The sequence below is a fragment of the Pseudomonas sp. Pseusp18 genome (assembly GCF_059506005.1).
In genome coordinates this window covers 3,020,157-3,046,696 of record NZ_CP169240.1, presented here as the reverse complement: position 1 = coordinate 3,046,696, position 26,540 = coordinate 3,020,157, and the positions used below count along the sequence as shown (strand labels likewise).

25 protein-coding genes are annotated in these 26,540 nt (G+C 60.7%); 11 read left to right on the top strand and 14 right to left on the bottom strand.

The genetic code is table 11. From position 1 onward, the window contains the following. Positions 1-48: 48 nt before the first annotated feature. From ACEN9A_RS13730 to ACEN9A_RS13720, 3 genes are all read right to left on the bottom strand, one after another. Positions 49-759 carry an ABC transporter permease gene (locus tag ACEN9A_RS13730; protein WP_258674023.1) on the bottom strand — a complete coding sequence of 237 codons (711 nt, stop codon included), beginning with the start codon at positions 757-759 and terminating at the stop codon, positions 49-51. Beyond that, a complete protein-coding gene (locus tag ACEN9A_RS13725) occupies positions 756-1,481 on the bottom strand; it encodes an ABC transporter permease (protein ID WP_019649665.1) in 726 nt (241 codons plus the stop codon). The genes ACEN9A_RS13730 and ACEN9A_RS13725 overlap by 4 nt, the downstream gene beginning before the upstream one ends. A 76-nt stretch (positions 1,482-1,557) precedes the next feature. Further along, the gene (locus ACEN9A_RS13720) at positions 1,558-2,337 is read right to left on the bottom strand and encodes a transporter substrate-binding domain-containing protein (RefSeq protein ID WP_007939684.1); all 780 of its coding nucleotides are present in this window, start codon (positions 2,335-2,337) and stop codon (positions 1,558-1,560) included. 575 nt (positions 2,338-2,912) lie between these two features. Here ACEN9A_RS13720 and ACEN9A_RS13715 point away from each other — a divergent pair. Both ACEN9A_RS13715 and ACEN9A_RS13710 read left to right on the top strand, forming a co-directional pair. Next, positions 2,913-4,019, top strand: coding sequence for an enoyl-CoA hydratase/isomerase family protein (locus ACEN9A_RS13715; RefSeq protein ID WP_258674021.1), 1,107 nt, complete (start codon positions 2,913-2,915; stop codon positions 4,017-4,019). A gap of 3 nt (positions 4,020-4,022) precedes the next feature. Next, the gene (locus ACEN9A_RS13710) at positions 4,023-5,174 is read left to right on the top strand and encodes an acyl-CoA dehydrogenase family protein (protein WP_258674020.1); all 1,152 of its coding nucleotides are present in this window, start codon (positions 4,023-4,025) and stop codon (positions 5,172-5,174) included. 106 nt (positions 5,175-5,280) lie between these two features. Here the strand turns inward: ACEN9A_RS13710 and ACEN9A_RS13705 are convergent, their stop codons facing one another. From ACEN9A_RS13705 to ACEN9A_RS13680, 6 genes are all read right to left on the bottom strand, one after another. Continuing rightward, on the bottom strand, positions 5,281-6,054 hold the full coding sequence (locus ACEN9A_RS13705; protein WP_258674019.1) for an enoyl-CoA hydratase: 774 nt from the start codon (positions 6,052-6,054) through the stop codon (positions 5,281-5,283). A 14-nt stretch (positions 6,055-6,068) separates the two neighbouring features. Next, positions 6,069-7,196, bottom strand: a complete 1,128-nt coding sequence (locus tag ACEN9A_RS13700; RefSeq protein WP_019649660.1) for an acyl-CoA dehydrogenase — start codon at positions 7,194-7,196, stop codon at positions 6,069-6,071. 157 nt (positions 7,197-7,353) lie between these two features. Then, the gene (locus ACEN9A_RS13695) at positions 7,354-8,547 is read right to left on the bottom strand and encodes an acetyl-CoA C-acyltransferase (RefSeq protein ID WP_258674018.1); all 1,194 of its coding nucleotides are present in this window, start codon (positions 8,545-8,547) and stop codon (positions 7,354-7,356) included. A 12-nt stretch (positions 8,548-8,559) separates the two neighbouring features. Further along, positions 8,560-9,321, bottom strand: a complete 762-nt coding sequence (locus ACEN9A_RS13690; protein ID WP_018929129.1) for an SDR family NAD(P)-dependent oxidoreductase — start codon at positions 9,319-9,321, stop codon at positions 8,560-8,562. A 16-nt stretch (positions 9,322-9,337) separates the two neighbouring features. Beyond that, positions 9,338-11,002, bottom strand: a complete 1,665-nt coding sequence (locus ACEN9A_RS13685) for an AMP-binding protein (RefSeq protein WP_258674017.1) — start codon at positions 11,000-11,002, stop codon at positions 9,338-9,340. 176 nt (positions 11,003-11,178) lie between these two features. Then, positions 11,179-12,195, bottom strand: coding sequence for an AraC family transcriptional regulator (locus ACEN9A_RS13680; RefSeq protein ID WP_258674016.1), 1,017 nt, complete (start codon positions 12,193-12,195; stop codon positions 11,179-11,181). Between the two features lie 274 nt (positions 12,196-12,469). Here ACEN9A_RS13680 and efeU point away from each other — a divergent pair, with 274 nt between their 5' ends. From efeU to efeO (ACEN9A_RS13660), 4 genes are read left to right on the top strand one after another with little or no spacing between them, the layout of a single operon-like run. Next, positions 12,470-13,309, top strand: a complete 840-nt coding sequence (gene efeU / locus ACEN9A_RS13675; protein WP_258674015.1) for an iron uptake transporter permease EfeU — start codon at positions 12,470-12,472, stop codon at positions 13,307-13,309. Positions 13,310-13,317: 8 nt separating this feature from the next. Beyond that, positions 13,318-14,517 carry an iron uptake system protein EfeO gene (efeO, locus tag ACEN9A_RS13670; RefSeq protein WP_258674014.1) on the top strand — a complete coding sequence of 400 codons (1,200 nt, stop codon included), beginning with the start codon at positions 13,318-13,320 and terminating at the stop codon, positions 14,515-14,517. An 18-nt stretch (positions 14,518-14,535) separates the two neighbouring features. After that, the gene (gene efeB, locus ACEN9A_RS13665) at positions 14,536-15,834 is read left to right on the top strand and encodes an iron uptake transporter deferrochelatase/peroxidase subunit (RefSeq protein ID WP_258674011.1); all 1,299 of its coding nucleotides are present in this window, start codon (positions 14,536-14,538) and stop codon (positions 15,832-15,834) included. A gap of 26 nt (positions 15,835-15,860) precedes the next feature. Continuing rightward, the gene (efeO, locus tag ACEN9A_RS13660) at positions 15,861-16,685 is read left to right on the top strand and encodes an iron uptake system protein EfeO (RefSeq protein ID WP_258674009.1); all 825 of its coding nucleotides are present in this window, start codon (positions 15,861-15,863) and stop codon (positions 16,683-16,685) included. Between the two features lie 143 nt (positions 16,686-16,828). On the opposite strand, the gene pssA is transcribed toward efeO (ACEN9A_RS13660), so the two are convergent. Next, the gene (pssA, locus tag ACEN9A_RS13655) at positions 16,829-18,172 is read right to left on the bottom strand and encodes a CDP-diacylglycerol--serine O-phosphatidyltransferase (protein WP_258674008.1); all 1,344 of its coding nucleotides are present in this window, start codon (positions 18,170-18,172) and stop codon (positions 16,829-16,831) included. Positions 18,173-18,400: 228 nt separating this feature from the next. On the opposite strand from pssA, the gene ACEN9A_RS13650 reads away from it, so the two are divergent. The 3 genes from ACEN9A_RS13650 (at position 18,401) to ACEN9A_RS13640 (ending at position 20,484) form a co-directional block, all read left to right on the top strand. Continuing rightward, positions 18,401-18,964: a TetR/AcrR family transcriptional regulator gene (locus ACEN9A_RS13650; RefSeq protein ID WP_258674007.1), complete on the top strand. Its 564-nt coding sequence runs from the start codon at positions 18,401-18,403 to the stop codon at positions 18,962-18,964. Between the two features lie 56 nt (positions 18,965-19,020). After that, a complete protein-coding gene (locus tag ACEN9A_RS13645; protein ID WP_105346099.1) occupies positions 19,021-19,497 on the top strand; it encodes a nuclear transport factor 2 family protein in 477 nt (158 codons plus the stop codon). Positions 19,498-19,704: 207 nt separating this feature from the next. Next, positions 19,705-20,484 carry a TSUP family transporter gene (locus tag ACEN9A_RS13640; protein ID WP_019649649.1) on the top strand — a complete coding sequence of 260 codons (780 nt, stop codon included), beginning with the start codon at positions 19,705-19,707 and terminating at the stop codon, positions 20,482-20,484. Here the strand turns inward: ACEN9A_RS13640 and nudC are convergent. Both nudC and ACEN9A_RS13630 read right to left on the bottom strand, forming a co-directional pair. Further along, positions 20,452-21,282: an NAD(+) diphosphatase gene (gene nudC, locus ACEN9A_RS13635; protein WP_019649648.1), complete on the bottom strand. Its 831-nt coding sequence runs from the start codon at positions 21,280-21,282 to the stop codon at positions 20,452-20,454. The genes ACEN9A_RS13640 and nudC overlap by 33 nt on opposite strands. 6 nt (positions 21,283-21,288) lie before the next feature. After that, on the bottom strand, positions 21,289-22,101 hold the full coding sequence (locus ACEN9A_RS13630; RefSeq protein ID WP_018929117.1) for a crotonase/enoyl-CoA hydratase family protein: 813 nt from the start codon (positions 22,099-22,101) through the stop codon (positions 21,289-21,291). A gap of 229 nt (positions 22,102-22,330) precedes the next feature. Here ACEN9A_RS13630 and pncA point away from each other — a divergent pair, with 229 nt between their 5' ends. Continuing rightward, positions 22,331-22,960: a bifunctional nicotinamidase/pyrazinamidase gene (gene pncA, locus ACEN9A_RS13625; protein ID WP_258674006.1), complete on the top strand. Its 630-nt coding sequence runs from the start codon at positions 22,331-22,333 to the stop codon at positions 22,958-22,960. A gap of 182 nt (positions 22,961-23,142) precedes the next feature. Here the strand turns inward: pncA and ACEN9A_RS13620 are convergent, their stop codons facing one another. Both ACEN9A_RS13620 and ACEN9A_RS13615 read right to left on the bottom strand, forming a co-directional pair. Continuing rightward, entirely contained in the window at positions 23,143-24,444 is a 1,302-nt protein-coding gene (locus ACEN9A_RS13620; RefSeq protein WP_258674004.1) for an ATP-binding protein, read from the bottom strand. 4 nt (positions 24,445-24,448) lie between these two features. Continuing rightward, on the bottom strand, positions 24,449-25,150 hold the full coding sequence (locus ACEN9A_RS13615; RefSeq protein ID WP_007939075.1) for a response regulator: 702 nt from the start codon (positions 25,148-25,150) through the stop codon (positions 24,449-24,451). Positions 25,151-25,372: 222 nt separating this feature from the next. On the opposite strand from ACEN9A_RS13615, the gene ACEN9A_RS13610 reads away from it, so the two are divergent. Beyond that, positions 25,373-26,530, top strand: coding sequence for an efflux RND transporter periplasmic adaptor subunit (locus ACEN9A_RS13610; protein ID WP_258674003.1), 1,158 nt, complete (start codon positions 25,373-25,375; stop codon positions 26,528-26,530). Positions 26,531-26,540: the final 10 nt, after the last annotated feature.

Genomic DNA, 26,540 nt, shown 5'->3' with positions numbered 1-26,540 from the left:
CTCCTGCAGCAGCGCCGGCCTCGGCGCTGCTCTGGATGAAAAGAGGAATTAGTGCGCCGGCCCGAGGAAGCTCAACCAACGCTTCTCCGCCAGACGGAACGCGCCGACCAGACCGAACGACAACGCGAGGTACAACAGGCCGGCAATGCCGAAAGCCTGAAAGGTCATGAACGTCGCGGCATTGGCGTCCCGGGCGATTTTGAGAATGTCGGGAATGGTCGCGGTGAACGCCACCGATGTGGCGTGCAACATCAGGATCACTTCGTTGCTGTAATACGGCAGTGCCCGGCGCAAGGCCGACGGCAGGATCAATCGCAAGTACAGGCGCCAGCCACTCAAGCCATAGGCATGGGCCGCCTCGATTTCACCGTAAGGAATGCTCCGAATCGCCCCGGCGAAGATTTCCACGGTGTAGGCACAGGTGTTGAGTGTGAACGCCAGCAACGTGCAATTCATCGCATCGCGAAAGAACGCTTCAAGCAGCGGTTGCGAGCGGACCACGGCGATGCCGTAAATCCCGCTGTAGCAAATCAGCAGCTGGATATACAGCGGCGTGCCGCGAAACACATAGGTGAACAGCTGAACCGGCCAGCGCAGCAGGCCCCAGCGTGAGGTTCGAAGGATCGCCAAGGGCAGCGAGAGGAAGAACCCCATCACGATGCTCGCCACCAGCAGCCACAAGGTCATCGCCAATCCAGTGAGGTTATAACCGTCGCTGAACAGAAAGGGTTTCCAGTATTCGGCAATCAACTCGATCATCGCGCCATCCCCCGCACGCCCTGGTTATAACGCCGTTCGAGCACACGCAATACGTAGTTCGACGCGCTGGTGATCAACAGATACAGCGCCCCTGCCAGCAGCAGGAAATCGAGCATGTTGAAGGTGCTTTTACCGGCTTCCTGAGCCACCTTGACCAGGTCCGACAAACCGATGATCGACACCAGCGCCGTGGCCTTGAGCAGCACCAGCCAGTTATTGCCCAGGCTCGGCAAGGCGAATCGCATCATCTGCGGGAACACCACGAAGCGAAAACGTTGCCAGCGGCTCAGACCAAAGCACGCGGCGGCTTCCTGCTGACCGTTTGGCACGCTGAGGATCGCCCCGCGAAAGGTCTCGGTGAAATACGCGCCGTAAATGAAGCCGAGGGTGACAATGCCGGCTACAAACGGATCGATCTCCATGTAAGGCCAGCCCATGGCCTCGGTCAGGCTGCTCAGCCAGCCTTGCAGGCTGTAGAAAATCAGCAGCATCAGCACCAGGTCCGGCACGCCGCGAATCAGCGTTGTGTAGAAAGTCGCGGGCAGGTTCAACAGCTTCAGCGGCGACAGCTTGGCCGCCGCGCCGAGCAGCCCCAGCGCCATGCTCACCAGCAGTGACAGCGCCGACAATTTGAGGGTGACCCAGGTGCCATGCAGCAACAATGGGCCATAGCCTTGCAGGGCCGAAAGATCGACCCCGATCAGATTCAGGAAGGAGTTCACGCCAGTCACCTGTCTTGAGGCGCCCGCTTGCAAGCGCTGCGCCTGTTACCAGGACGCAGCGTTCGGGGCGCGAGGATCAGTTGTTGTAGAGGTCCAGATCGCCGAAATGCTTCTGCTGGATCTGCGCGTAGATGCCCTTTTCATGCAGGGCCTTGATGGCGGCGTTGAGCATGCCTTTGAGTTCTTCGTTGTCCTTGCGCACGCCGATGGCGATTTCCGATGGCACCAGCGGGTCGCTGATGCCCTCGCTGTTCTTGAAGTCTGCCCCCTGCGGTGATGTCAGGAAGCTCATCTGCGCTTGCAGCTTGTCCTGGATCGAGGCATCAAGACGGCCGTAAACCAGGTCGGCGTAGACCTGATCCTGGTTCTGATAAGCGCGCAACTTCACGCCGCCCGGTGCCAGTTTGGCCTTGGCATAGGTTTCCTGAATCGTGCCCTGCATGTAGCCGATGGTCTTGCCCTGCAGCGATTCGGCGGTGGGTAGCAAGCCAGAGTCCTTGCGGGTGACGATAGCGGTCGGCCCGGCGTACAGGCGATCGGTGAAGTCGATCTGTTTTTTACGTGCGTCGGTCACGGTCATCGACGATTCGATCGCGTCGAACTTGCCCGCCTTGAGCGCCGGAATCAACCCGTCAAAGTCATTGCTGACCCACACACACTTCACTTTCAGCTCGGCGCAGATCGCATTGCCCAGGTCCACGCCGAACCCTTGCACGCCGCCATCAGCGGTGGTGGATTCAAAAGGCGGATAACTGGGGTTAACGCCGAAGCGCAGCTCTTTCCACTCCTTGGCGCTGGCACCGGTGGAGCAGCACAGCAAAGCCAATGCCGGTAAGGTCAGCCATTTGATGTTCATCTTCTAAGGTCCCGGATTATTTGGATTTATCGCGGCTTGGCGCCTGCGCCGCACCACACTTTTTGACAGGGCAGAGAGTCGATGCGGCATTCACCGCAGCCGTATTTGTTGTTGTTTTCAACCGGCTTGGGCCAGTCGTCGGGGTGCAGTCCATTCCAGGCGCTTGATCGCAAGTGCTTGAAATGGACCGTCAGAATGCCAATTGCCAGGACGGCACGGGTGTCGTAAGCCCCTGTCCAGACAGCTCAACTGCGCTGAACGAAGGGCTTTCACAGCCGATCCTGTCGTTGATTGCTGGATGGGGTTAAAGATCAAAAGAAAGATCAAAAGAAAGATCAAAAGATCGCAGCCTTCGGCAGCTCCTACGTTGACCGCGTCCACCGCGATTTTTCGGTATGAACACCGATTGCGTAGGAGCTGCCGCAGGCTGCGATCTTTTGATCTTCCCCTAAGGTAAAAATGCAAACGAGACCTGCACGTATCTAGGTTGTACAGGGCAAATTTGCACTGTTACGATCCTGCATCGCTCGCGCGCGAGCTTCTCTATAAAGAACAATAAAAGCAGGGAGTTAGTGATGACTGCTCAGGTTTCATCCCCGGGGACACCGTCCATGGATGCCACGCAAAACGAAGTGTTGGCCGAGGTTCGCAATCACATCGGTCACCTGACCCTCAACCGCCCCGCCGGCCTCAACGCCATTACCCTGGACATGGTCCGCAGCCTGCAACAGCAACTCGATGCCTGGGCACAGGATCCGCAGGTGCATGCGGTGGTGTTGCGCGGCGCTGGCGAGAAAGCCTTCTGTGCCGGCGGCGATATCCGCTCGCTGTACGACAGCTTCAAAAGCGGCGACACGCTGCACGAAGATTTCTTCGTCGAGGAATACGCCCTCGACCTCACGATCCATCACTACCGCAAACCGGTCCTGGCCTTGATGGACGGCTTTGTCCTGGGCGGCGGCATGGGGCTGGTGCAAGGCGCCGATTTGCGGGTGGTCACCGAGCGTAGCCGTCTGGCGATGCCGGAAGTGGCCATCGGTTATTTCCCGGACGTCGGCGGCAGCTACTTCCTGCCGCGCATTCCCGGTGAGCTGGGCATCTATCTCGGCGTCAGCGGCGTGCAGATCCGCGCTGCCGATGCGCTCTATTGCGGCCTGGCCGATTGGTATCTGGAGAGCGCCAGCCTGGACGAGCTGGACGAACGACTCGACCATCTGGAATGGCACGACACGCCGCTCAAAGACCTGCAAGGCGCGCTGGCGAAACTCGCCGTGCAACAACTGCCGGTCGCCCCGCTCGCGGCACTGCGGCCGGCCATCGACCACTTCTTCGCCTTGCCCGATGTGCCGAGTATGGTGGAACAACTGCGTGCAGTGACCGTCGCCGACAGCCATGAGTGGGCCATGGCCACCGCCGACTTGCTGGAAAGCCGTTCACCGCTGGCCATGGGCGTGACCCTGGAAATGCTGCGGCGCGGTCGGCACCTGAGCCTGGAACAGTGCTTCGCCCTCGAACTGCACCTGGATCGCCAGTGGTTCGAACGTGGCGACCTGATCGAAGGCGTGCGCGCCTTGTTGATCGACAAAGACAAGAACCCGCGCTGGAACCCGCCGACCTTGCAGGCGCTGGACGCCGAGCACGTCGCGAGTTTTTTCACCGGGTTTGACCAGAGCGGGAGCTGAGCCATGCACGATATCGAATTGAGCGAAGAACAAGTGATGATCCGCGACATGGCCCGGGATTTTGCCCGCGGCGAAATCGCGCCCCACGCACAAGCCTGGGAAAAGGCCGGCTGGATCGATGACGGTCTGGTGGCGAAGATGGGGGAACTGGGTCTGCTGGGCATGGTGGTGCCCGAGGAATGGGGCGGCACCTATGTCGACTACGTGGCCTACGCGCTGGCGGTGGAAGAGATTTCCGCCGGTGACGGCGCCACCGGCGCGCTGATGAGCATCCACAACTCCGTGGGCTGCGGGCCGGTGCTGAACTACGGCACCGAAGAACAGAAACAGCAATGGTTGCCGGACCTCGCCAGCGGCCAGGCCATCGGTTGCTTCTGCCTGACCGAACCGCAAGCCGGTTCCGAAGCCCATAACCTGCGTACCCGCGCCGAACTGCGCGACGGCCAGTGGGTGATCAACGGCGCCAAGCAATTCGTCAGCAACGGCAAACGGGCGAAGCTGGCAATCGTTTTCGCCGTGACTGATCCGGAGTTGGGCAAGCGTGGCATCTCGGCATTCCTGGTGCCGACCGAAACAGCGGGGTTCATCGTCGACCGCAGTGAACACAAGATGGGCATCCGCGCTTCCGATACCTGCGCCGTCACCCTGAACAACTGCACCGTCCCTGAAGCCAATTTGCTGGGCGAACGCGGCAAAGGCCTGGCCATCGCCCTCTCCAACCTCGAAGGCGGCCGCATCGGCATCGCTGCGCAAGCCCTGGGCATCGCCCGTGCGGCGTTCGAAGCGGCGCTGGCTTACGCGCGCGATAGGGTGCAGTTCGACAAGCCGATCATCGAACACCAGAGCATCGCCAATATGCTGGCCGACATGCAGACCCGACTGAACGCCGCGCGCCTGTTGATCCTGCACGCCGCGCGCTTGCGCAGTGCCGGCAAGCCGTGCCTGTCGGAGGCTTCACAGGCCAAGCTGTTTGCTTCGGAGATCGCGGAAAAGGTCTGCTCGTCGGCGATCCAGATTCATGGCGGGTATGGGTATCTGGAGGATTACCCGGTGGAGCGTTACTACCGGGATGCGCGGATCACGCAAATTTATGAAGGGTCGAGCGAAATACAGCGAATGGTGATTGCCCGGGAACTGAAGAACTACCTGGTCTAAAAGCAAAAGATCGCAGCCTTCGGCAGCTCCTACAGGGTTTTGTGTACGCCTGTAGGAGCTGCCGAAGGCTCGGGCCGCGTTCGGACGATCTTTTTAGGTCAATGGATTACTTACCCTGGAATTCGGCCTCACGCTTGGCAATAAACGCCGCCATCCCTTCTTTCTGATCCTGCGTGGCAAACGCCGCATGGAATACCCGGCGTTCAAAACGCACGCCTTCCGACAGGCTGACTTCAAAGGCGCGGTTGACGCTTTCCTTGATCATCATCGCAATCGGCAGTGATTTCTTCGCAATCAGCGCCGCGACTTTCAGCGCTTCGTCCACCAGATCATCCGCCGGCACGATGCGCGCCACGATCCCGCAACGCTCGGCTTCCACCGCATCGATCAAGCGCCCGCTCAAGCACATTTCCATGGCCTTGGCCTTGCCCACGGCGCGGGTCAAGCGCTGGGTGCCGCCCATGCCCGGCAATACGCCGAGGTTGATTTCCGGTTGGCCGAATTTTGCATTGTCGCCGGCCAGGATGAAGTCGCACATCAGCGCCAGTTCACAGCCACCGCCCAAGGCGAAACCGTTGACCGCGGCAATGATCGGCTTGCGGCGGTTAGCCACGCGATCGCTGTCGCTGAACAGGTCGTCGAGGTAGATCTGCGGGTAGGTCAGCTCGGCCATTTCCTTGATGTCGGCACCGGCCGCGAAGGCTTTTTTCGAGCCGGTCAGCACGATGCAACCGATGTTCGAATCAGCTTCCAGGCCATCGAGGGCGTGGTTCACTTCGCTGACGAGTTGGGCATTCAACGCGTTCAAGGCTTGCGGACGGTTGAGGGTGATCAGGCCGACACGGCCGTGGGTTTCCAGCAAAATCGTTTCGTAGTTCATAGGGGGATTCCTTCTCAAAGATTGCGCGAAATGACCATGCGCTGAATGTCGCTGGTGCCTTCGTAGATCTGGCACACCCGCACGTCGCGGTAGATCCGCTCCAGCGGGAAATCGTTCAGGTAACCGTAACCGCCAAGGGTTTGCAACGCAGAGGAACAAACCTTTTCGGCCATTTCCGAGGCGAACAGCTTGGCCATCGACGCTTCGACCAGCGCCGGTTTGCCGCTGTCGCGCAACGCCGCCGCGTAATGCACCATCTGCCGGGCCACGGCGATCTGGGTCGCCATGTCGGCCAGGCGGAACGCTACCGCCTGGTGCTCGATGATCGGCTTGCCGAAGCTCTCGCGTTCACGGGCGTAGTCGCGGGCCGCTTCGAACGCAGCGCGGGCCATGCCCACCGATTGCGAGGCGATACCGACACGGCCGCCTTCGAGGTTGGCCAAGGCGATCTTGTAGCCTTCGCCCTCCTCACCCAGTCGATTGGCCACCGGCACTTTCACATCCTCGAAGAGGATCTGGCAGGTATCAGAGGCGTGCTGGCCGAGCTTGTCTTCGACCCGCGCGACTTTATAGCCCGGCGAATCGGTGGGCACGATCAGCGCGGTGATCCCGCGTTTGCCGGCACTCGGGTCAGTCACCGCAAACACAATCACCACCCCGGCGTTTTGCCCGGAAGTGATGAACTGCTTGCAGCCGTTGAGCACGTAGTGATCGCCTTCCAGCCGGGCACGGGTTTTCAGGCTGCTGGCATCGGAACCGGCTTGCGGTTCGGTCAGCGCAAACGCACCGAGCATCGCGCCGCCAGCCAGCGGTTTGAGGAAACGTTCTTTCTGATCGTCGTTGCCGAACTTGAGGATCGGCACGCAACCCACCGAGTTGTGCACGCTCATGATGGTCGAGCAGGCGCCATCGCCGGCAGCGATTTCTTCCAGGGCCATGGCGTAAGCCAGGTATCCGGTGTCACAACCGCCCCACTGCTCCGGCACCAGCATGCCGAAGAAGCCCAGGTCAGCCATCTCGCTGATGGCTTCCTTGGGGAAGCGATGTTCGCGGTCCCATTCGGCGGCGAACGGTTTCAGCCGTTCCTGGGCAAACTGCCGGGCCGCGTCGCTGATCTGCAGTTGTTCGTCGTTGGGGATCATGCCAATTCCTTAAAAATACAGTTGCCCTTGTAGGAGCTGTCGAGTGCAACGAGGCTGCGATCTTCTGATCTTGATCTTTAAAAAAGCAAAGTCAAAAGATCGCAGCCTCGTTTCACTCGACAGCTCCTACATTGCTCCTACAGAAACAATGCGGGCCTTAATAGAGGCATTCAACGGCCATGGCCGTCGCTTCGCCGCCGCCGATGCAGATCGCTGCAACGCCGCGTTTCAGGCCTTTCTGGCGCAGGGCCGAGAGCAAGGTGACGAGGATCCGCGCGCCAGACGCACCAATCGGGTGGCCCAAGGCACAGGCCCCGCCGTGGACGTTGACCTTCTCGTGGGAGATTTCCAGCTTGGTCATGGTCACCAGGCTCACCACGGCGAAAGCTTCGTTGACTTCGAACAACTCGACTTCATCCAGCGACCAGCCGGTTTTCTTCATCAGTTTCTTGATCGCGCCCACCGGTGCCACCGGGAACAACCCCGGGGTGTCGGCGAACGCCGCGTGGCCATGAATCACTGCCAGCGGTTTCAGGCCTTGTTTCTCGGCTTCGGAACGGCGCATCAAAACCAGCGCCGCCGCGCCGTCGGAAATCGAACTGGAGTTGGCCGCCGTCACGGTGCCGCCCTCGCGGAACGCCGGCTTCAGCGAAGCGATCTTGTCCAGTTTGGCTTTCGGCGGTTGTTCGTCGTGGCTGATCAGCACTTGCTGTTTGCCGACCGTCACGGTGAGCGGCACGATCTCGGCTTTAAAACTACCTTCCTCGATCGCCTGTTGGGCGCGGGTGGTCGACGCGATGGCAAACGCGTCCTGATCTTCACGGCTGAAGCCGTTGGTTTCGGCGCAATCCTCGGCGAAGGTGCCCATCAGGCGGCCCTTGTCGTAGGCGTCTTCGAGGCCGTCGAGGAACATGTGATCGAGCACTTGGCCATGGCCCATGCGGTAACCGCTGCGGGCGCGATCCAGCAGGTACGGCGCGTTGGACATGCTTTCCATGCCGCCAGCGACCACCACGTCGGCGCTGCCGGCGATCAGCATGTCGTGGGCCAGGATCGTCGCTTCCATGCCAGAGCCGCACATTTTGTTCAGTGTCGTGCAACGGGTCGATTTATCCAGCCCGGCGCCCAGTGCCGCTTGCCGCGCCGGGGCCTGGCCGAGGCCGGCGGAGAGCACGCAGCCGAACAGCACTTCTTCGACGGATTCAGGGGCGATACCGGCGCGTTCGACCGCGGCACGAATCGCAGCAGCGCCCAGCTGTGGCGCGGTCAGGCTTTTCAGTTCGCCCTGGAAACCGCCCATCGGGGTGCGGACGGCGCTGACAATAACAATCGGATCGTTGGACAATGTCATGACAAATACTCCTTATTTGGCGGCCATGCGCAAGGCACCGTCGAGACGGATCACCTCGCCGTTGAGCATGCTGTTTTCTATGATATGCCGGGCCAGCGCGGCGTACTCGCTCGGCTTGCCCAGGCGTGGCGGAAACGGCACCCCAGCGGCCAGTGAATCACGTACTTCCGGGGTCATGCCGGCCATCATCGGCGTTTCGAAAATGCCCGGTGCGATGGTCATCACGCGGATGCCGAAGCGCGCCAGCTCACGGGCGGCAGGCAAGGTCAGGCTGGCAATCGCGCCTTTGGATGCCGAATACGCGGCCTGGCCAATCTGACCATCGAAGGCCGCCACCGATGCGGTGTTGATGATCACCCCGCGCTCGCCGTCTGCATCGGCTTCGGTCTCGGCAATCGCCGCAGCAGCCAGGCGCAGCATATTGAAACTGCCGATCAGGTTGACGTTGATCACCTGGCTGAAACTGGCCAAGGCATGGGGGCCGGTCTTGCCGAGGATCTTCTCGCCACGCACGATGCCGGCGCAATTGACCAGGCCATTGAGGCCGCCAAACGCTTTGACCGTCGCCTGCACCGCTGCTTCTGCCGCCGCTTCATTGCTGATGTCGGCTACCACGCTTTGCGCGCCGAGACGTGCAGCCTGCGCCGCGACGGCTTCGGCGTTCATGTCCACCAGCATCACCTTGGCGCCGGCGGCCACCAGCATTTCAGCAGTGGCGGCACCGAGGCCGGAAGCACCGCCGGTGACGAGAAAAACCTTGTTTTCGATCTGCATCATTGTTTCCTTGGATTCAAGCTGAAACGTTCTTCGCGGCGGCCTCTTGAGCCTTGGCGATTTCCTGGTTGCGCAAGATAAAGCGCTGCAATTTGCCGCTTGGGGTTTTCGGCAATTCACTGACAAATTCGATTTCACGGGGGTACGAGTGCGCCGCCAGACGCTTGCGCACGTGTTGCCGCAGTTCTTCGGCCAACGCAGGTTCGGCACGATATTGCGGGCTGAGCACGACGAAGGCTTTCACCAGTTCGGTGCGCTCCGGGTCGGGTTTGCCGATCACCGCCGCCTCGACCACCGCCGGGTGTTCGATCAGCGCGCTTTCCACGTCGAACGGGCCGACGCGGTAGCCCGAGGTGGTAATCACGTCGTCGCTGCGGCCGACGAAGCTGATGCTGCCGTCCGGGTTCCACTCGACGGTGTCGCCGCTCAGGTAATAATTGCCGACGAACGCTTTGGTCGGTACGCCTTCGTAACCGCCGAACCAACACATCGGCGACTGGGTGCGGTCGATGGCCAAGATGCCTGGCTGGCCGACGCCGAGTTCTTTGTATTCCTCATCCAGCACCACGATACGGTGGCCCGGCGAGGCAAAACCGGCGGCGCCCATGTGGATCGGATGTTCCAGGCCGTGGTGATTGCACAGGACCATGCCCAGTTCGGTCTGGCCGTAATGGTCGTGAATCACCACGCCGAGGTTGTCGGCGAACCAGCGGATCACTTCCGGATTCAGCGGCTCGCCGGCGCTGCTGACGATGCGCAGCTTGCCCTTGATCGAACGGGCGAATTCATCGCCACCGGCAATCAGCAAGCGATAGGCGGTCGGTGAGCCAGTGAGGTTGGTAATCCCGTATTTGTTGATCACCCGGCAGGTGCTTTCGAGGGTGAACGGGCCATCGTAAAAGGTGATCGGATGCCCCATCGCCATCGGCCCGGTGACACCGAAATAAATGCCGTAGGCCCAACCCGGATCGGCGACGTTCCAGAAGGCGTCCTCGGGGCGCAGGTCCACCGCGTCGCGGGTATAACTCTGGAACGCAACGATGGCCTTGAGCGGCACCGATAGCGCTTTCGACGGGCCGGTGGTGCCCGAGGTGAACATCAGCAGGAACGGGTCTTCGCCGGTCAGCAATACCGGTTCGCAGATGCTGGAGTAGTTGGCCAGTTCCGCCCAGAAACTGAAATCACCCCGAACAATACCTTGGCCTTTCGGACCGCCGACGGTGACGATGGTCGGGCAGTCGGCCACTTCAGCCAGTTTCGGGCGATTGACCGCATCGGTGACCACCACTTTGGCGCCGGAACTGTTCAGACGGTGTTCGATGGCTTTGGGGCCGAAGGCGGTGAACAGCGGCTGATAAACCGCACCGATGCGCCAGGCGGCGAACACGGTGATCAGCAATTCGAAGTTGCGGGGCAGCAGGCCTGCGACCTTGTCGCCCTTCTTCACGCCCTGGGCCACCAGGAAATTGGCGAAACGCGCGGCCTTGTCCTGCAAGTCGCTGAAGGTGTAGGTCGCGCTGCTACCGTCGCGACCTTCCCAGAACAGCGCAATGCGCCCCGGCAAGGCATGCCGGTCGCAACACTCGACGCAGGCATTGAGCGCGGTCAACGACCCTGTGAGCGCAGCATCGACGGTGTGCTGATAATTGAACTGTGACGTAGCAGACAAGTAATCGCGCATTGCCAGAATCCCTCTGTATTTTTATTAGGTTGGGGGAACCGTAATCAACAGGGAAATACTCGCTCTGCGCGAGGAGCGGGACAATGGTCAAAGCTATCAAGTTGTGTGACTGGTTTGGCCAAGGACGCTACCTACCTCATTCCCACGCAGAGCGTGGGAACGATCGATCATCCGGATCAGTCAGCCTCGTTAAGAATCAAACTCCGATAATGCCCAGGATTGGACCCCGACCACTTGCGAAACGCCTTGTAGAACGAGCTGGCATCGGCAAACCCCAAACGGGTGGCGATTTCGGCGAAGCTGATGGTCGGCTCGGCCAGCCAGACGATGGCCAGCTCCTTGCGCACGCTGTCCTTGAGCCCCTGATACGTCTGCCCTTCTTCGGCCAGGCGTCGACGTAAAGTTGAAGCCGACATGCACAGTTGCTGCGCCAGCGCTTCGGTTTCCGGCCAGCGCTCGGCGGGCAGTTGCCGCAGATCGTGCTTGATCCGGCTGGCCAGGCTCTCGGGGTCGCGGTACTTGACCAGAATGTTCGCCGGCGCATGAGCCAGAAAGCGCTTGAGCTCTTCGGCGCTGCGCTTGATCGGCAAATCCAGGCAGTCGGCGGAGAAAATCATCCGTGTGCGCGGCCGGTCGAATCGCAGGTTCTCGGAAAACATCACCCGATAGTCATCGCAAAAATCCGGCTCCGGACAACGCAGTTCGATGGCCAGGATCGGAATCCGCCGGCCCGCCAGCCAGCAGGCAACGCCATGCACGATCATCCAGTAAGTGAAATAGGTGAAGGCGCGGCGCGGCTCCTCGTCGTCTTCCAGCAGGACGATCTCCGCCAGGCTTTGCTGGCGAACCAATTGTGCGGGCAGACGTTCAAGCATCAACGACAGAAAGCTCAGGCCCGAGGTCAGCCCGGCGGCCAGGCTTGGCTGAACCATGGAACAGCGACAAAGAAACTCCAGACTGCCGGACTTGAGCTTGCGTGGGTCCATGCCAAAAAACTCATCGTCCCCACGCCGGGCCAGCAAACGCCACAGGCGCGCATAGGCGGCGGCCGGGACACGCGCGTCGGTGCTGTCCAACAGCGCTGGATCGATGCCGACCTTGTTCAACACCTCTGCGGTGGCAGCGCCAGGGGCGCAACTTTGCAACAGTGCTTCACGCACCAGTTGAATGGCGATGGTGTCTTTTTCCGACATTGACCGGGGTGAGCCTTGTTCGTGTTTGAGTGGTGGGCATATTAGCGCACACCAAACCGATTCCGTAGGAGCGAGGCTTGCCCGCGAAGAACGATGACGCGGTTTCACCGACAGACCGAGTTGCCTGATTCGCGGGCAAGCCTCGCTCCTACGGGATGGTGGGATCTTCAGGGTTGTTCAGCTTAGGTTCAGGCAATTAGCAATAACTACCATATGAGAATGAGTTTCATCATGTTACAAATTAGCACCCTATCTAATTACTCCCCGGTGCTGAATGCTCGTTCCTTTTCTGATCATGCTGCGCGAAGGCATCGAAGCCGCGTTGATCGTTGGCATTATCGCCAGTTACCTCAAGCAGACCGGTCGTGGCCAATGGATGCCGGCAGTGTGGATCGGGGTATTCCTCGCCGCTGCATTGGCCCTGCTGGTCGGCGGTGGCCTGGAACTGGTCAGTGCCGAGTTCCCGCAAAAGCAGCAAGAGCTGTTTGAAGGCGTGGTCGGTTTGCTGGCCGTCGGCATCCTCAGTTCCATGGTGTTCTGGATGCGCAAGGTGGCGCGTTCGATCAAGCATTCGCTGCACGTTTCCCTCGATCAGGCGCTGACCGGTTCCAGGCATCAGGTGACCGCGCTGATCGCCATGGTGTTTTTCGCCGTCGCCCGGGAAGGCCTGGAAACGGTGTTCTTCCTGCTCGCCGTATTCCAGCAGAGCGAAGGCCCGGCGGCACCGATCGGCGCCCTGCTCGGCCTGATCCTGGCGATCATCGTCGGCTTCCTGATTTACACCGGCAGCATGCGCCTGAATCTCTCGGCGTTCTTGCGCTGGACCGGTCTGTTCATTCTGGTGGTGGCCGCCGGGATTCTCGCCAACTCGGTGCAAGCCCTGCATGAAGCCGGCGTGTGGAATCACCTGCAAACCGTGCTCTTCGACTTCAGCGCCACGCTGCCGATGGACGGCCCGTTGGGCTCGGTGCTGGCCGGAATGTTCGGCTACCAGGATGCGCCGACCGTCAGCACCCTCGGGGCGTATCTGCTTTATCTGTTGGTGGCGCTGGTGATGTTTTTTCTCCCGGCGGCCACGCTCGCGCAAACACCCTCTTCCGTTTCCAGCCAATAAGGGCCTTCATGTCAACGCCAGTTCCTCCAGTGGCTTCACCTCCGCGCGCCTTGCGCTGGGCGGTAGCCGGATCGGTGATCGTGATGATCGCCGCCGGCGGCCTGTTCTACTACGCCTCGAAAATGGCCGCCGCCAAGCGCCAGAGCAACCACGACCAAGTGCTGGTCACCATTCACCCGCACAGCTGCGAACCGAATGCGCTGACGGTTCCGGCCGGGCGTGCCAGTTTTCGCATCGTCAACGGCTCGAACCGTGCCGTCGAATGGGAAATTCTTGACGGCGTGCTGGTGGTCGAAGAACGCGAGAACATCGCCCCCGGCCTGAGCCAGGTGATCAACGCCAACCTGTTGCCCGGCGACTACGCCATCACTTGCGGCTTACTGAGCAACCCACGCGGCACCTTGCACGTCACCTCGACCGCCGCTTCCGATGCGGCAGCCAAGGCACGTCCGTCGATGGTGGCGTTCATTGGTCCGCTGTCGGAATTTCGCGTGTACCTGAGCAGCCAGAGCACCGCGCTGATCAAAGCCGTTGCCGCCCTTGAGCAAGCGATCGAAGCCGGCGACCTGAGCCAGGCGCAAGCCTTGTATGTGCCGGCGCGCGCGGCCTATCAACGATTGGCTCCAGCGGCCCAGCGCCTGGCGGAACTGGACAACGCGATCAACGCCCGCGCCGATTACTTCGATAAGCGCGAGCAGGATCCGGGCTTCGTCGGCTTCCACCGTCTCGAATACGCGCTGTTCCAACAACGCAACCTCGACGGTCTGACGCCCGTTGCCCAGCGCCTGAGCATCGATGTCGTCAATCTCAAACAGCAACTGCTGGCCCAGTCGCTGCCACCGGAGCAACTGGTGAGCATGCTGGTGCGCAACCTCAACAGCCTCGCCGAGGTACGCGCCAGCAGCGGCGAAGAAGAACGCTACAGCCACTCCGACCTGAACGGTTTCGCCGCCAACCTCGACGCGACCCGCAAAGTCGTCGAGCTATTGCGGCCATTGCTAAGCAAATCCGCCGCTGAACTGCTGGCGAAAATCGACAGCGCAGTCACGGCTTTCGACGCCGAGCTCAACGGTTTCAAGGTCAAGGATGGCTACGCCAGCTACGACACTGTCAGCGCCGAACAGCGCAAACGTATCGCCGACAAGGCCAAGGTTCTGGCCGATGCACTCGATGGAATCGATCCCGCCCTTGGCCTTTCCGGCCTGTAAGCAGAAGACCTCAGACAGATGAACGACTCAGAACAGTTTTCAGCACAACGCCGTCGTGTATTGATGGGTATGGGAGCCGCCGGTGTGACGATAGCCGGTTCGGCCCTGAGTTGCCCGGTCATGGCCGCGACCCCGGCGCAAGTCACCGAAGCACCGAGCAGCGACAAGACCGAAGACCGCCACGCCTTCCACGGCCAGCACCAGACCGGCATCGTCACCCCTCGCCCGACGTCGGGCATGCTGGTGTCGTTCGACGTATTGGCCAGCGACCGCGCAGACCTGGAGCGACTGTTTCGCACGCTCAACGAGCGCATCGGGTTCCTGATGCAGGGCGGTCCGGTGGCGCAGGTAGACCCCAAACTGCCGCCGCTGGACTCGGGGATTCTTGGCCCGGTGGTCACACCGGACAACCTGACCATCACCGTATCGGTGGGCGAGTCGCTGTTCGACGAGCGCTTCGGTCTGGCCGGCGCCAAGCCCAAGCGGCTGATCCGCATGGTCGGTTTCCCCAACGACGCACTGGAAGCCGACTGCTGCCACGGCGACCTGAGCTTGCAGTTCTGCTCCAACACCGCCGACACCAACATCCACGCCCTGCGCGACATCGTGAAAAACCTGCCGGACCTGTTACTGGTGCGCTGGAAACAGGAAGGCAGCGTGCCGCCGCAAGCACCGGCGAAACCCGGTGTGCCGGCGCAGAGCGCACGCAATTTCCTGGGTTTTCGCGACGGCTCGGCCAACCCCGACTCCAACGACGCCAAGGCCATGGACAGCATCGTCTGGGTCCAGCCCGGCAGCGACGAACCGGCCTGGGCGGTCAACGGCAGCTATCAGGCGGTGCGGATCATCCGCAACTTCGTCGAACGCTGGGACCGCACGCCGCTGCAAGAACAGCAAAGCATTATCGGCCGGGTCAAGAGTACCGGCGCCCCGATGGATGGCGAGCACGAAACCCAAGTCCCGGACTACGCCAAAGACCCGCAAGGCAAGCTGACCAAACTCGATGCTCACATCCGCCTGGCCAACCCGCGTACCGCCGAGACCCAGGCGAACCTGATCCTGCGCCGACCGTTCAACTACTCCAACGGCGTGAACAAGAACGGTCAGCTGGACATGGGTTTGCTGTTCATCTGTTACCAGGCGGATTTGCAAAAAGGCTTCATCACCGTGCAGACCCGACTCAATGGCGAGCCGTTGGAGGAATACCTGAAGCCGGTTGGCGGCGGGTACTTCTTCACCCTGCCGGGTGTGACCGGCGACAAGGACTTCATCGGCCGCGAGCTGCTCAACGCCACACAACCCAAAGCCTCAGTCTGACCCTTACCACCCCACGGAACCGTCCCATGAAAAAGTCGCCCCTCGCGTTACTGCTGACCCTTGGTTTGCTCAACACCCCGTTTTCGGCTTTCGCGGCGACGGCGCCGCTGGAGTTGGTGGGGCCGATCTCTGACTACAAGATCTACGTCACCGAACAACTGGATGAACTCGCCAGCCACACTCAGCAATTCACCGATGCCGTGAAAAAAGGCGACCTGGCCACCGCGAAAAAGCTCTACGCACCGACCCGTGTCTATTACGAGTCGATCGAACCGATTGCCGAGCTGTTCAGTGACCTCGATGCGTCCATCGACTCGCGGGTAGACGACCACGAAAAAGGCGTGAAGGCCGAAGACTTCACCGGTTTCCATCGCATCGAATATTCATTGTTCTCGCAGAACAGCACCCAGGGTCTGGGCAAGCTGGCTGACGGCTTGAACAAAGATGTGAAAGACCTGCAAACCCGCGTCGCCGGCCTGACCTTCCCACCGGAAAAAGTCGTTGGCGGTGCTGCGGCGCTGCTCGAAGAAGTGGCCGCCACCAAGATATCCGGCGAGGAAGATCGCTACAGCCACACCGATCTCTATGACTTCCAGGGCAACATCGACGGCGCGAAGAAAATCGTCGACCTGTTCCGTCCGCAGATCGAAAAGCAAGACGCGGCGTTCATGGCCAAAGTCGACAAGAACTTCGCCACGGTGAACAAGACGCTGGCCAAGTACAAAACCACGGAAGGTGGTTTTGAAACGTATGACAAGGTGAAGGACAGCGACCGCAAAGCGCTGGTCGGGCCGGTGAATACACTGGCTGAGGATTTGTCGATGTTGCGGGGGAAGTTGGGGTTGAACTGAGATTTATAGCGTTTGAGCGGGCCTCTTCGCGGGCAAGCCTCGCTCCTACGACGGAGTGGTGATCGACACTAAACCCTGTAGGAGCGAGGCTTGCCCGCGAAGGCGTCCTTACTGGCGCCACCCCCGCCCCGCTGTGTTACCCCTTACAAAATCCGATACAACAACCGCTCGATCCTGACGCGGCTCACCCGTTTGAGAAACTTGGCCACCCCCGCCGGGTAATCCGGCAGCGTTTGTAGATCCAGGTAACGCTCAATACGGCGGGTGTGCTGGAAAATCTCCGCCAGTTCCTTGCCACGCGATTCCAGCAATTCCCCTTTCGGATCATCGATCAGCAACGCGTTTTCCAGGTCGAGACGGAACGCCCGTGGATTGAGGTTGTTGCCGGTCAGCAAGGTGTAGCGCTGATCGATCCACATGCCCTTGAGGTGATAGGTGTTGTCACCATCCTTCCACAGATGCAGGTTCAGCTTGCCGCTGTCGATGTTGCGCTGATGACGCTTGGCGAAACGTCGCAGGCTGATTTCGTAGAGGTATGGCAACGCCGCGATCACCTTGAACGGCTCGCTTGGCGGGATGTAGAAGTCGTTGGCGGTCTTGTCGCCGACGATGATGTCGATCTTCACGCCGCGAGCCAGGGCCCGGTTGATTTCCCGGGTCACCGCCAGCGGCAGGTTGAAGTACGGCGTGCAGATGGTCAGCTGATGCTGCGCACTGGCGATCAGCTCGCAGATCACCCGACTCAACGGGTTGTTCTTGCCCACACCGAGCAACGGGCTGACCGATAAACCACCCTTTTCCGTGCTACCCGCCGTGGTGTCGTACGCCGCGTGCTTGAGACGGCTGCGCAGGTCACCGATGTCGTGGCGTAGGCTGCGGGTGGTCGGCAAGTTCGGCAGGTCGAGGCGATGCACCGCTTTGGAGGTGATCAGACCGTGCTGAATCAGGTGATGCATCGAATCGGCCAGCGCCTGGTTCTGCAGCAAGTGATAACGGTCGAAGCGGTACTTGTCGAATTTGTGCAGGTAAACGTTGTTCAGGCTCGCGCCGCTGTAGATCACGCAATCGTCGATCACGAAGCCCTTCAAATGCAGCACGCCGAACAGCTCGCGGGTTTGCACCGGCACGCCGTACACCGGCACTTCGCTTTCGTGGGTGCGGGTGGTTTCCTGATACCAGGCCGAGTTGCCCGGTTGCTTGCCGGCACCGATCAAGCCGCGCTGGGCGCGCAGCCAATCCACGATCACCACCACGTCCAGTTCCGGACGTGCCAGTTTGGCCGCGTGCAGGGCATCGAGGATTTCCTGGCCGGCCTCATCCTGTTGCAGGTACAGCGCAACGATGTAGATACGCCGGGTCGCCTGAGCGATTTTTTCCAGCAGGCAACGACGGAACTCGGCAGCGCCAGAGAGGATGGTGACGGCATCGGCGGTCAGCGGAAAACTGCGCAGTTTAGGCAGTAGAGAGCGTTTGAAAAGCAACGGCATAGGGCTCGCAAAGGGTCGAATCCGAAGAGCCTGAGAGCTTACACCATGGATGGGTTTGGGTCTTGTTACTGTCTGTAAAGGCCTCTTCGCGGGCAAGCCTCGCTCCTACAGGGTTTGTATTCCAAACGACGAAAAACCGTAGGAGCGAGGCTTGCCCGCGAAGGCAATTTCACAGGCGCCAAAAATAACCACTTGACCATGAAGAACGATCATTCTACTGTTAACCGCATGAACGAAATCACTAGCAACGACACACGCGACATCATTCTGGATGTCACCGAAAAGTTGATCTACAAAAGTGGCATCGCTGCCACCGGCATGGATCTTCTGGTGAAAACCGCCGGCGTCTCCAGAAAAAGTATTTACCGCTACTTCGCCAACAAGGAGGAGCTTGTCGTCGCGGCCCTGCAACGCCGCGATGTGCGCTGGATGCACTGGTATCGAAGCGAAGTCGGCAAGGCCCAAACCCCGGCCGAGCGGCTGCTCAACCTGTTTACCGTGCTCAAGGCCTGGTTCGCCTCCGAAGGCTTCCGTGGCTGTGCATTCATCAACACCAGCGGCGAAACCGGCGACCCGCAAGACCCGGTTCGCCTGGTCGCCAAAGACCACAAACAGAAGCTGCTCGACTACGTGCGCGAGCTCTGTACCGAATATGGCGCAACAGACCCGGAAACGCTGGCCAGACAGCTGCTGATCCTGATCGACGGTGCCATTACCGTAGCGCTTGTGATGGGTGATCACAGTGCCGCCGATAATGCGCAATGCATGGCGCGAAAGTTATTGGACCTGTAACACTTTAAATAAGCCCGACAACTTGTTTGAACGTTAATTTGATAGGGAGACTTTATATGTCTACTGCCGAAGTTCGTCCGCCATTGCCGCCGTTTACCCGTGAATCGGCCATCGAAAAAGTTCGCCTGGCCGAAGACGGCTGGAACTCCCGTGACCCGGAACGGGTGTCTCTTGCCTACACCCTGGACACCCAGTGGCGTAACCGCGCCGAGTTCGCCCACAACCGCGAAGAAGCCAAAGCTTTCCTGACCCGCAAATGGGCCAAGGAACTGGACTACCGGCTGATCAAGGAACTCTGGGCCCATGGCGACAACCGCATCGCCGTGCGTTACGCCTACGAATGGCACGACGATTCGGGCAACTGGTTCCGTTCCTACGGCAACGAGAACTGGGAGTTCGACGAGAACGGCCTGATGTTCAACCGTTACGCCTGCATCAACGACATGCCGATCAAGGAAAGCGAGCGCAAGTTCCATTGGCCGCTGGGTCGCCGGCCGGATGATCACCCCGGGTTGTCTGACCTGGGTCTGTAACATCACCTCACCGATCGTTCCCACGCTCTGCGTGGTAATGCCGCCACGGACGCTCTGCGTCCGCCGTGACGCAGAGCGTCACAAGATGCATTCCCACGCGGAAGCGTGGGAACGATCGGCTCAGGTCGCCGCAGAAGTTGGATATGGGTAAGATACCGGCCTTTTCCCGCAGCCCTCTTCTGCGCCCTGCCGAATAAGCCCCATTCCATGCCTTTCGAACTCAGCGTTGACCTCACTACCCTGGCCGTTCTGGCTCTCGTCGCTTTCATTGCCGGTTTCATTGACGCCATCGCTGGCGGCGGCGGTCTGTTGACCACCCCGGCACTGCTGACCGCCGGCCTGCCGCCGCATCTGGTACTGGGCACCAACAAACTCAGTTCCACCTTCGGCTCGGCCACCGCCAGTTTCACCTTCTACCGGCGCAAGCTGTTTCATCCACGGCAATGGATGCACGCCATCGTCGGCACGTTGGTTGGTGCGCTCAGCGGCGCCATCGTCGCTCATTATTTGCCGGCGGAATGGCTGAACAAGATGCTGCCGGTAATTGTGTTCGCCTGCGGCCTATACCTGTTGTTCGGCGGCACACCGAAAGCGCCGCTGGACAGCGATGCACCGATCAAGAAAAAGTGGCAATCGAGTCAAGGCTTCAGCCTCGGTTTCTATGACGGCGTGGCCGGCCCGGGAACGGGGGCGTTCTGGACCGTCAGCAGCCTGCTGCTCTACCCCATCGACCTGGTCAAGGCCAGCGGCGTGGCACGCAGCATGAACTTCGTCAGCAACATTGCGGCGCTGTCGGTGTTCATTTTTTCCGGGCAAGTGGACTGGGTCATCGGCCTGAGCATGGGCCTGTCGGTGATGGTCGGCGCCTTCTTCGGCGCACGCACCGCCATCAGCGGCGGTGCGAAATTCATTCGCCCGGTGTTCATCACGGTGGTGCTCGGCCTGACCGTGCGCCTAGCCTGGCAGCACTGGTTCAGCGTGGCCTAAGCGCCGCGCCACGTAGACGTCGATCAGGTAGCGGGCAATCGAGCGTGACGCCGGCAGCGGCGGCAGCTCGTGCACGTTGAACCACTGGGCGTCTTCGATCTCGTCTTCCTGACAGACAATCTCGCCACCGGCGTACTCGGCATGAAAACCGAGCATCATCGAATGCGGGAACGGCCAGCACTGACTGCCCATGTACTGGATGTTCTTGACCTCGATCTGAACCTCTTCGCGAACCTCGCGAATCAGGCAATCTTCGGCCGACTCACCAGGCTCGGCAAACCCCGCCAACGTGCTGTAGACCCCAGTGACAAAACGCGGTGAACGAGCCAGCAGAACCTCGTCGCCACGGGTCACCAGCACAATCATGCTCGGCGAAATACGCGGGTAGCTGCGTAAATCGCACGGTTCGCAATACATCGCCCGCTCACGCGGTATCTGGATCATCGCCTGTCCGCAGTTGCCGCAAAAGCGGTGCTCACGGGCCCAGGTACCGATTTGCGCGGCATAGCCCAGAACCTTGTAGACGGTGTGATCGCCCTCGAGCATGAACGCCCGCAGGCCTTTCCAGTTACAGCCCGGCACGTCGCTGTGACTGCGCAACTCCAGCAAGTAGACCGGTTCGCCATCCAGGTGACCGATGCCGTGCTCGGCGAGAATCGACAAGTCCTGACGCTTGAGCCATTCCCGTGGAAACAGCGCGCCATTGTCATCGAACAAAAAGCCTTCGGGGCTGCGCGCCACGGCCCAGCCGCCGGGTTGATCGGTGTCCAGTACTGCGGTGGTCCAGCGTGAAGTCATGGTTAATCAATCCAGAAATTCGGGTTTCTGTTTGCTCATATGGGCGGCCATGGCCACGCGCAGATCGGTGGACTGCAGCATGGCGGCGTTCCACGTGGCGACGTATTCGAGGCCGTCGTCGATGCGATGGTCGCGCATGTAGCTGATCATCTCTTTGGTGCCGGTGATGGCAATCGGCGACTTGCCGGCGATTTCGCGGGCAATCCCCATCACGCCTTCAAGCAGGCTGGCGGTGTCGCTGTAGACGCGATTGACCAGGCCAATGTTACGCGCTTCTTCGGCGCCAAAGGTGCGACCAGTGTAAGCCAGTTCACGCAGCATGCCGTCACCGATGATCCGCGGCAAGCGTTGCAAAGTGCCAACATCGGCCGCCATGCCGATATCGATTTCCTTGATGGAAAATTGCGCGTCCTCGGCCGCGTAACGCATGTCGCAGGCGGAAATCAGGTCGATGGCGCCGCCCAGGCAATAACCCTGCACCGCCGCCAGCACCGGTTTGCGGCAGTTGTCGACGGCGTTGAACGACGCTTGCAGCGCGAGGATCTTGCGGCGCAGCAGGCGCGCATTGCGGCCGACGTCCTTGCCCAATTCATTGGCCACACCGGCGAGCATCATCAGGTCGATGCCGGAAGAAAAATGCTTGCCGGCGCCACTGAGCACTACCACCCGGACTTCATCCGTATCGTCGATCCACTGGAAAATCTCGATGATCTCGCTCCAGAACGCGGCGTTCATCGAGTTGATCTTGTCCGGACGGTTGATCTGCACATGGGCGATGTTATCGGCCAGTTCGACGCTGAAGGCGGTGTATTGAGACATGGCAGTGATCCTTTACCGGACAGAAAATGAAGCCCGAACTATAACAAGGCATCTGTGTCGGCAGTAAGGCAGCGGTTCGGCCAAATGCGGGACTGGCTTCTGGATTTTCAGCGTCTGGACGGGCCTGCTCGCGATTGGCCGCACCACCGAAATTGTTAGAAACCGTCTTGGCGCGTGAACACAGTTGTCACTATGCTTACGCCTGACTTTCCAAGGAGGAACCCTACCCATGCCGATTTCTTCACGCGCGGCCTTACTGGTCATCGACGTACAAAACGACTTCATTCCCGGTGGTCAATTGCCGGTGCCCGAGGGTGACCTGATTGTGCCCCTGATTAATCGTCTGAGTCGCCAGTTCAAACAGGTCGTCATTGCCCAGGACTGGCACCCGCCCGGCCACGCCTCGTTCGCTTCCAGCCACCCTGGGCGCAAGCCTTACGACGTGATTCAGTTGCCTTACGGTGAACAGACGCTGTGGCCGGAGCATTGTGTACGCGCCACGCCCGGCGCCGAGTTCCACCCGGAGCTGGACCTGCCCCACGCCCAATTGATCATCCGCAAGGGCTGCAACCCGGACATCGACAGTTATTCGGCATTTCTGGAGGCGGATCGAACCACAACCACCGGTTTGGCCGGATACCTGAAAGAACGCGGCATCGACACGGTTTACATGGTCGGGCTGGCACTGGATTTCTGCGTGATGTTCTCCGCGTTGGATGCGCGGGCGGCAGGGTTCAATGCGTTTGTGGTGATGGACGCTTGCCGCGCGATTGATCTGGAAGGGTCGCTGGCGGCGGCGATTGAGCGGATGCAGGTGGCGGGGGTCGGGTTGATTGAGTCAGCCGAACTGCTCGACTGAACTGCAGATCGTTCCCTCACCTGGCTCGTAGCAGCTGCCGAGCCCGCGAGGCTGCGTCCGAGGACGCAGTCCTCGCAAGTCCTGCGAATGCGGTTTTCCTGGAAGAACCGGTTGCCTGGTTTTACGAGTGCTGCGCACTCGAACGCAGCCTCGCAGGCTCGGCAGCTGCTACAACGAATGCGTCAGGCCGAGGTGGGCAGCCACAAACGGAACCGTGCGCCGCCCAATGGTGATGCCTGCGCGGTCAGCGTGCCGCCCTGCGCTTCCAGTGCTCGGCGGCTGATTGCCAGCCCCAGGCCAAACCCGCCTGTGGCGCGATCCCGACTGCGATCCAGCCGATAGAACGGCTCAAAGATCCGCTCCCGCTCTTCCTCGGGAATGCCGATGCCATCGTCGTCGACCCAGATCTCACAGCCCTTGGGGCATACCTGCACACCGATCTGAATCCGCTTTTCGCAATAGCGCATGGCGTTGCGCAGCAGGTTCTGGATCGCCCGGGCGGTCAATCGCGGGTCCAGCGAGAAGCGTTCGAGCTGACCGTGCAGCAGCACATCGATAACGATTTCCGGTGACTCAAGCTCTTCATCGACGCTGCCCAAAATACTGTCGATGAATTCATCCAGCGACACCTCGACCTGTTCCGGCAGCCGAGCCGGGTTTTGCAATCGGCTGTAGGACAGCAGCTCCAGCACCAGCTCATCCAGTTCGCGAATGTGCGCGACCAGGCCTTGCAGGCGTTCCCGGCTGGTGACCGGCAAGTCGTCGGACAGCGCCAGGGCCAGGCCGAAATCCAGCCGCGTCAACGGCGTGCGCAATTCGTGGGACACGGCGTTGAGCAAGTCGCGCTGCTGGTTGAGCAGGTTTTCGATGTCGCCGGCCATGGTGTCGAACACGGTGGCCAGGCTGCCGATGTTGGAGCTGGGGGAAATCTGCGTGCGCTCGCTCAGGTGGCCCTTGCCGAAGCGTTCGGCGGTGCTTTTGAGACGTTCCAGGTCGCGCCAGTGCGGGCGCAGCCACAACAACAGGCAGGCCAGCATCGTCGCACCGATCAGCACGTTGATGCTCCAGTACAACCAACTGACATCCGTGGGGTCCGGTGGCACGACCATCTCCACCACCATCTGCTCGTTCAACGGTGTCACCGCCAGGGTACGCCAACCCCAGTCGCCGATGCGTACCACGTTCTCCCCACGCTGCAAGCGTTCGCGCTCATCCAGGGTAAATTCGGCATCGTCGTTGCGGGCCAAGATGATGTGCAGCGGCTGGAACTCCTTGTCCATCTCCGCCGCCAGCGCCGGCCACTGCTCGACAGGCACCGTACGAAACTGTTTGACGATCAGCGTTTGCAAACCTCGGGAGTAATCGAGGTTGTAGGTCACAAAACGCTCATGAAAAGCCTTGATCACCAGATCCGGCACCAGGTAGATCGCCGCGCTGAATGAAACGATGGTCACCAGATACAGGCGAAACAGGATTCTGAACATGGTTTCAGCATTCCCACTCGGAGCGGCTGAAGAGGTAGCCCTTGCCCCACACGGTCTTGATCTTGCGCGCCTCTCCGGCGTGGTCGTCGAACTTGCGCCGCAGTTTGGAGATGGCCACGTCCACCGAGCGGTCGGTGCCGTTGAATTCGATACCGCGCAGGCGTTGCAGAATCTGGTCGCGGCTCAGCACTTCGCCGGCATGCCGGGCCAGCACTACCAGCAGGTTGTATTCGCCGCTGGACAACTCGACCAGTTGCTCGCGCCAGGTCACGGTGCGCTCAGACAGGTCGATGCACAGGTTGCCCATGAGAATGCGGTCGTTGGCGGTCTGCGGTTCGCTGAGGCTGCTGCGACGCAACAGCGTGCGTACGCGGGCCAGCAACACACGGGGCTCGCAGGGTTTGGTGACGTAGTCGTCGGCGCCCATTTCCAGGCCCAGCACCTGATCGTGGCTGTCGTCACGGGCGGTGAGCATCAGGATCGGCAATGTCGCCGAATCGGCCCGCAGCAAGCGGCAGACCTGCAAGCCATCGAGCCCCGGCAACATCAGATCGAGAATCACCAGGTCCGGCGGACTGACCCGCGCGCGTTCGCGTACATGATCGCCGCGGCTGATCACACTGACGGAATAACCGTTGCGTTCCAGGTAGCTGGCAATCAGTTCCGAGAGCGCGGTGTCGTCTTCGACCAGGAGGATGTTGGGCATGGGTGTTTCCAGAAAGTGCTGTGGCGACTGGCGGGGCCTCATCGCGGGCTTGTCCGCGAAGGCGACCTAACCGTCGCAAAAAGTTTCAAGCTGCGAAGGATATACGCCCTCACGCATACGCGAGCAAAACCCTTACACAATTTCACACAGCACCAACAAAGCTTCACCGCTACCCTCGTCGACTCCCCGTAGGATGCGGGTAGTCATTATTGGGGTATTTCCATGTCAAAGAACCTGCTTGCCACGCTCAGCCTGATTGCCCTGGCGTTGACGCTGAGCGCTTGTGACCAGTCTTCGACCGCCGAAGAATCGGCGCCGCTGGCTACAGTGCGCATCGAAACCGTCGAAGCTCGTCCTCTGTCAATCAGCAGCGACTTGAGCGGGCGGATTGCCGCGCCACGGATTGCCGAAGTGCGTGCCCGGGTCGCCGGCGTGGTGTTGCAGCGGGTCTTCCGCGAAGGCAGCGACGTGAATAAAGGCGACGTTCTGTTCCGTATCGACCCGGCCCCCTTCAAGGCCGACCTGGACAGCGCCGAAGCCGCGCTGCGCAAGGCCGAAGCCAACGCGTTCCAGGCCAGATTGCAGGAGCAGCGTTACGCCCAGTTGATCGAAGGCAATGCCATCAGCGCTCAGGACTACGACAATGCCCGCGCCAACGCCCGGCAGACCGCCGCCGATGTCGCCGCCAACAAAGCCGCGGTGGAGCGGGCGAAACTGAACCTCGGTTATGCCACCGTCACCGCGCCGATTTCCGGGCGCATCGGCCGCGCGCTGGTGACTGAAGGCGCGTTGGTGGGGCAGAACGAAACCACGCCGCTGGCGCTGATCCAACAGTTGAACCCGATCCACGCCGACCTGACCCAATCGACCCGTGAACTCAACGACCTGCGCCGGGCCTTCCGTTCCGGCCAACTGAAGGAAGTGGGCCAAGGCCAGGCCAAAGCCACGCTGATCCAGGACGACGGCAGCCTTTATCCATTGCCCGGCAAGTTGTTGTTCACCGACATCACCGTCGACCCGGGCACCGGTCAGATCATTCTGCGCAGCGAGTTCCCCAACCCCGACCTCGACCTACTGCCGGGCAGCTTCGTGCGCGTGCGTCTGGAGCAAGCGTTCAATCAGCAAGGCATCAGCGTGCCGCAACGGGCCATTCAGCGTGACAGCGCCGGTGTCGCCCAAGTGCTATTGCTCGACGCCGAGCAGCGAGTCGGCCAGCAACCGGTAGAGCTGGGCGCGGTGCAGAACGATCGCTGGATCGTCACCCGCGGCCTCAAGCCCGGCGACCGCATCGTCACTGAAGGCCTGCAACACGCGCGCCCCGGCGAAAAAGTCCAGATCGACAACACCCCTCTTCCACTTGCCCAGGTCTCTGGTCAATAAGCAGGACGCT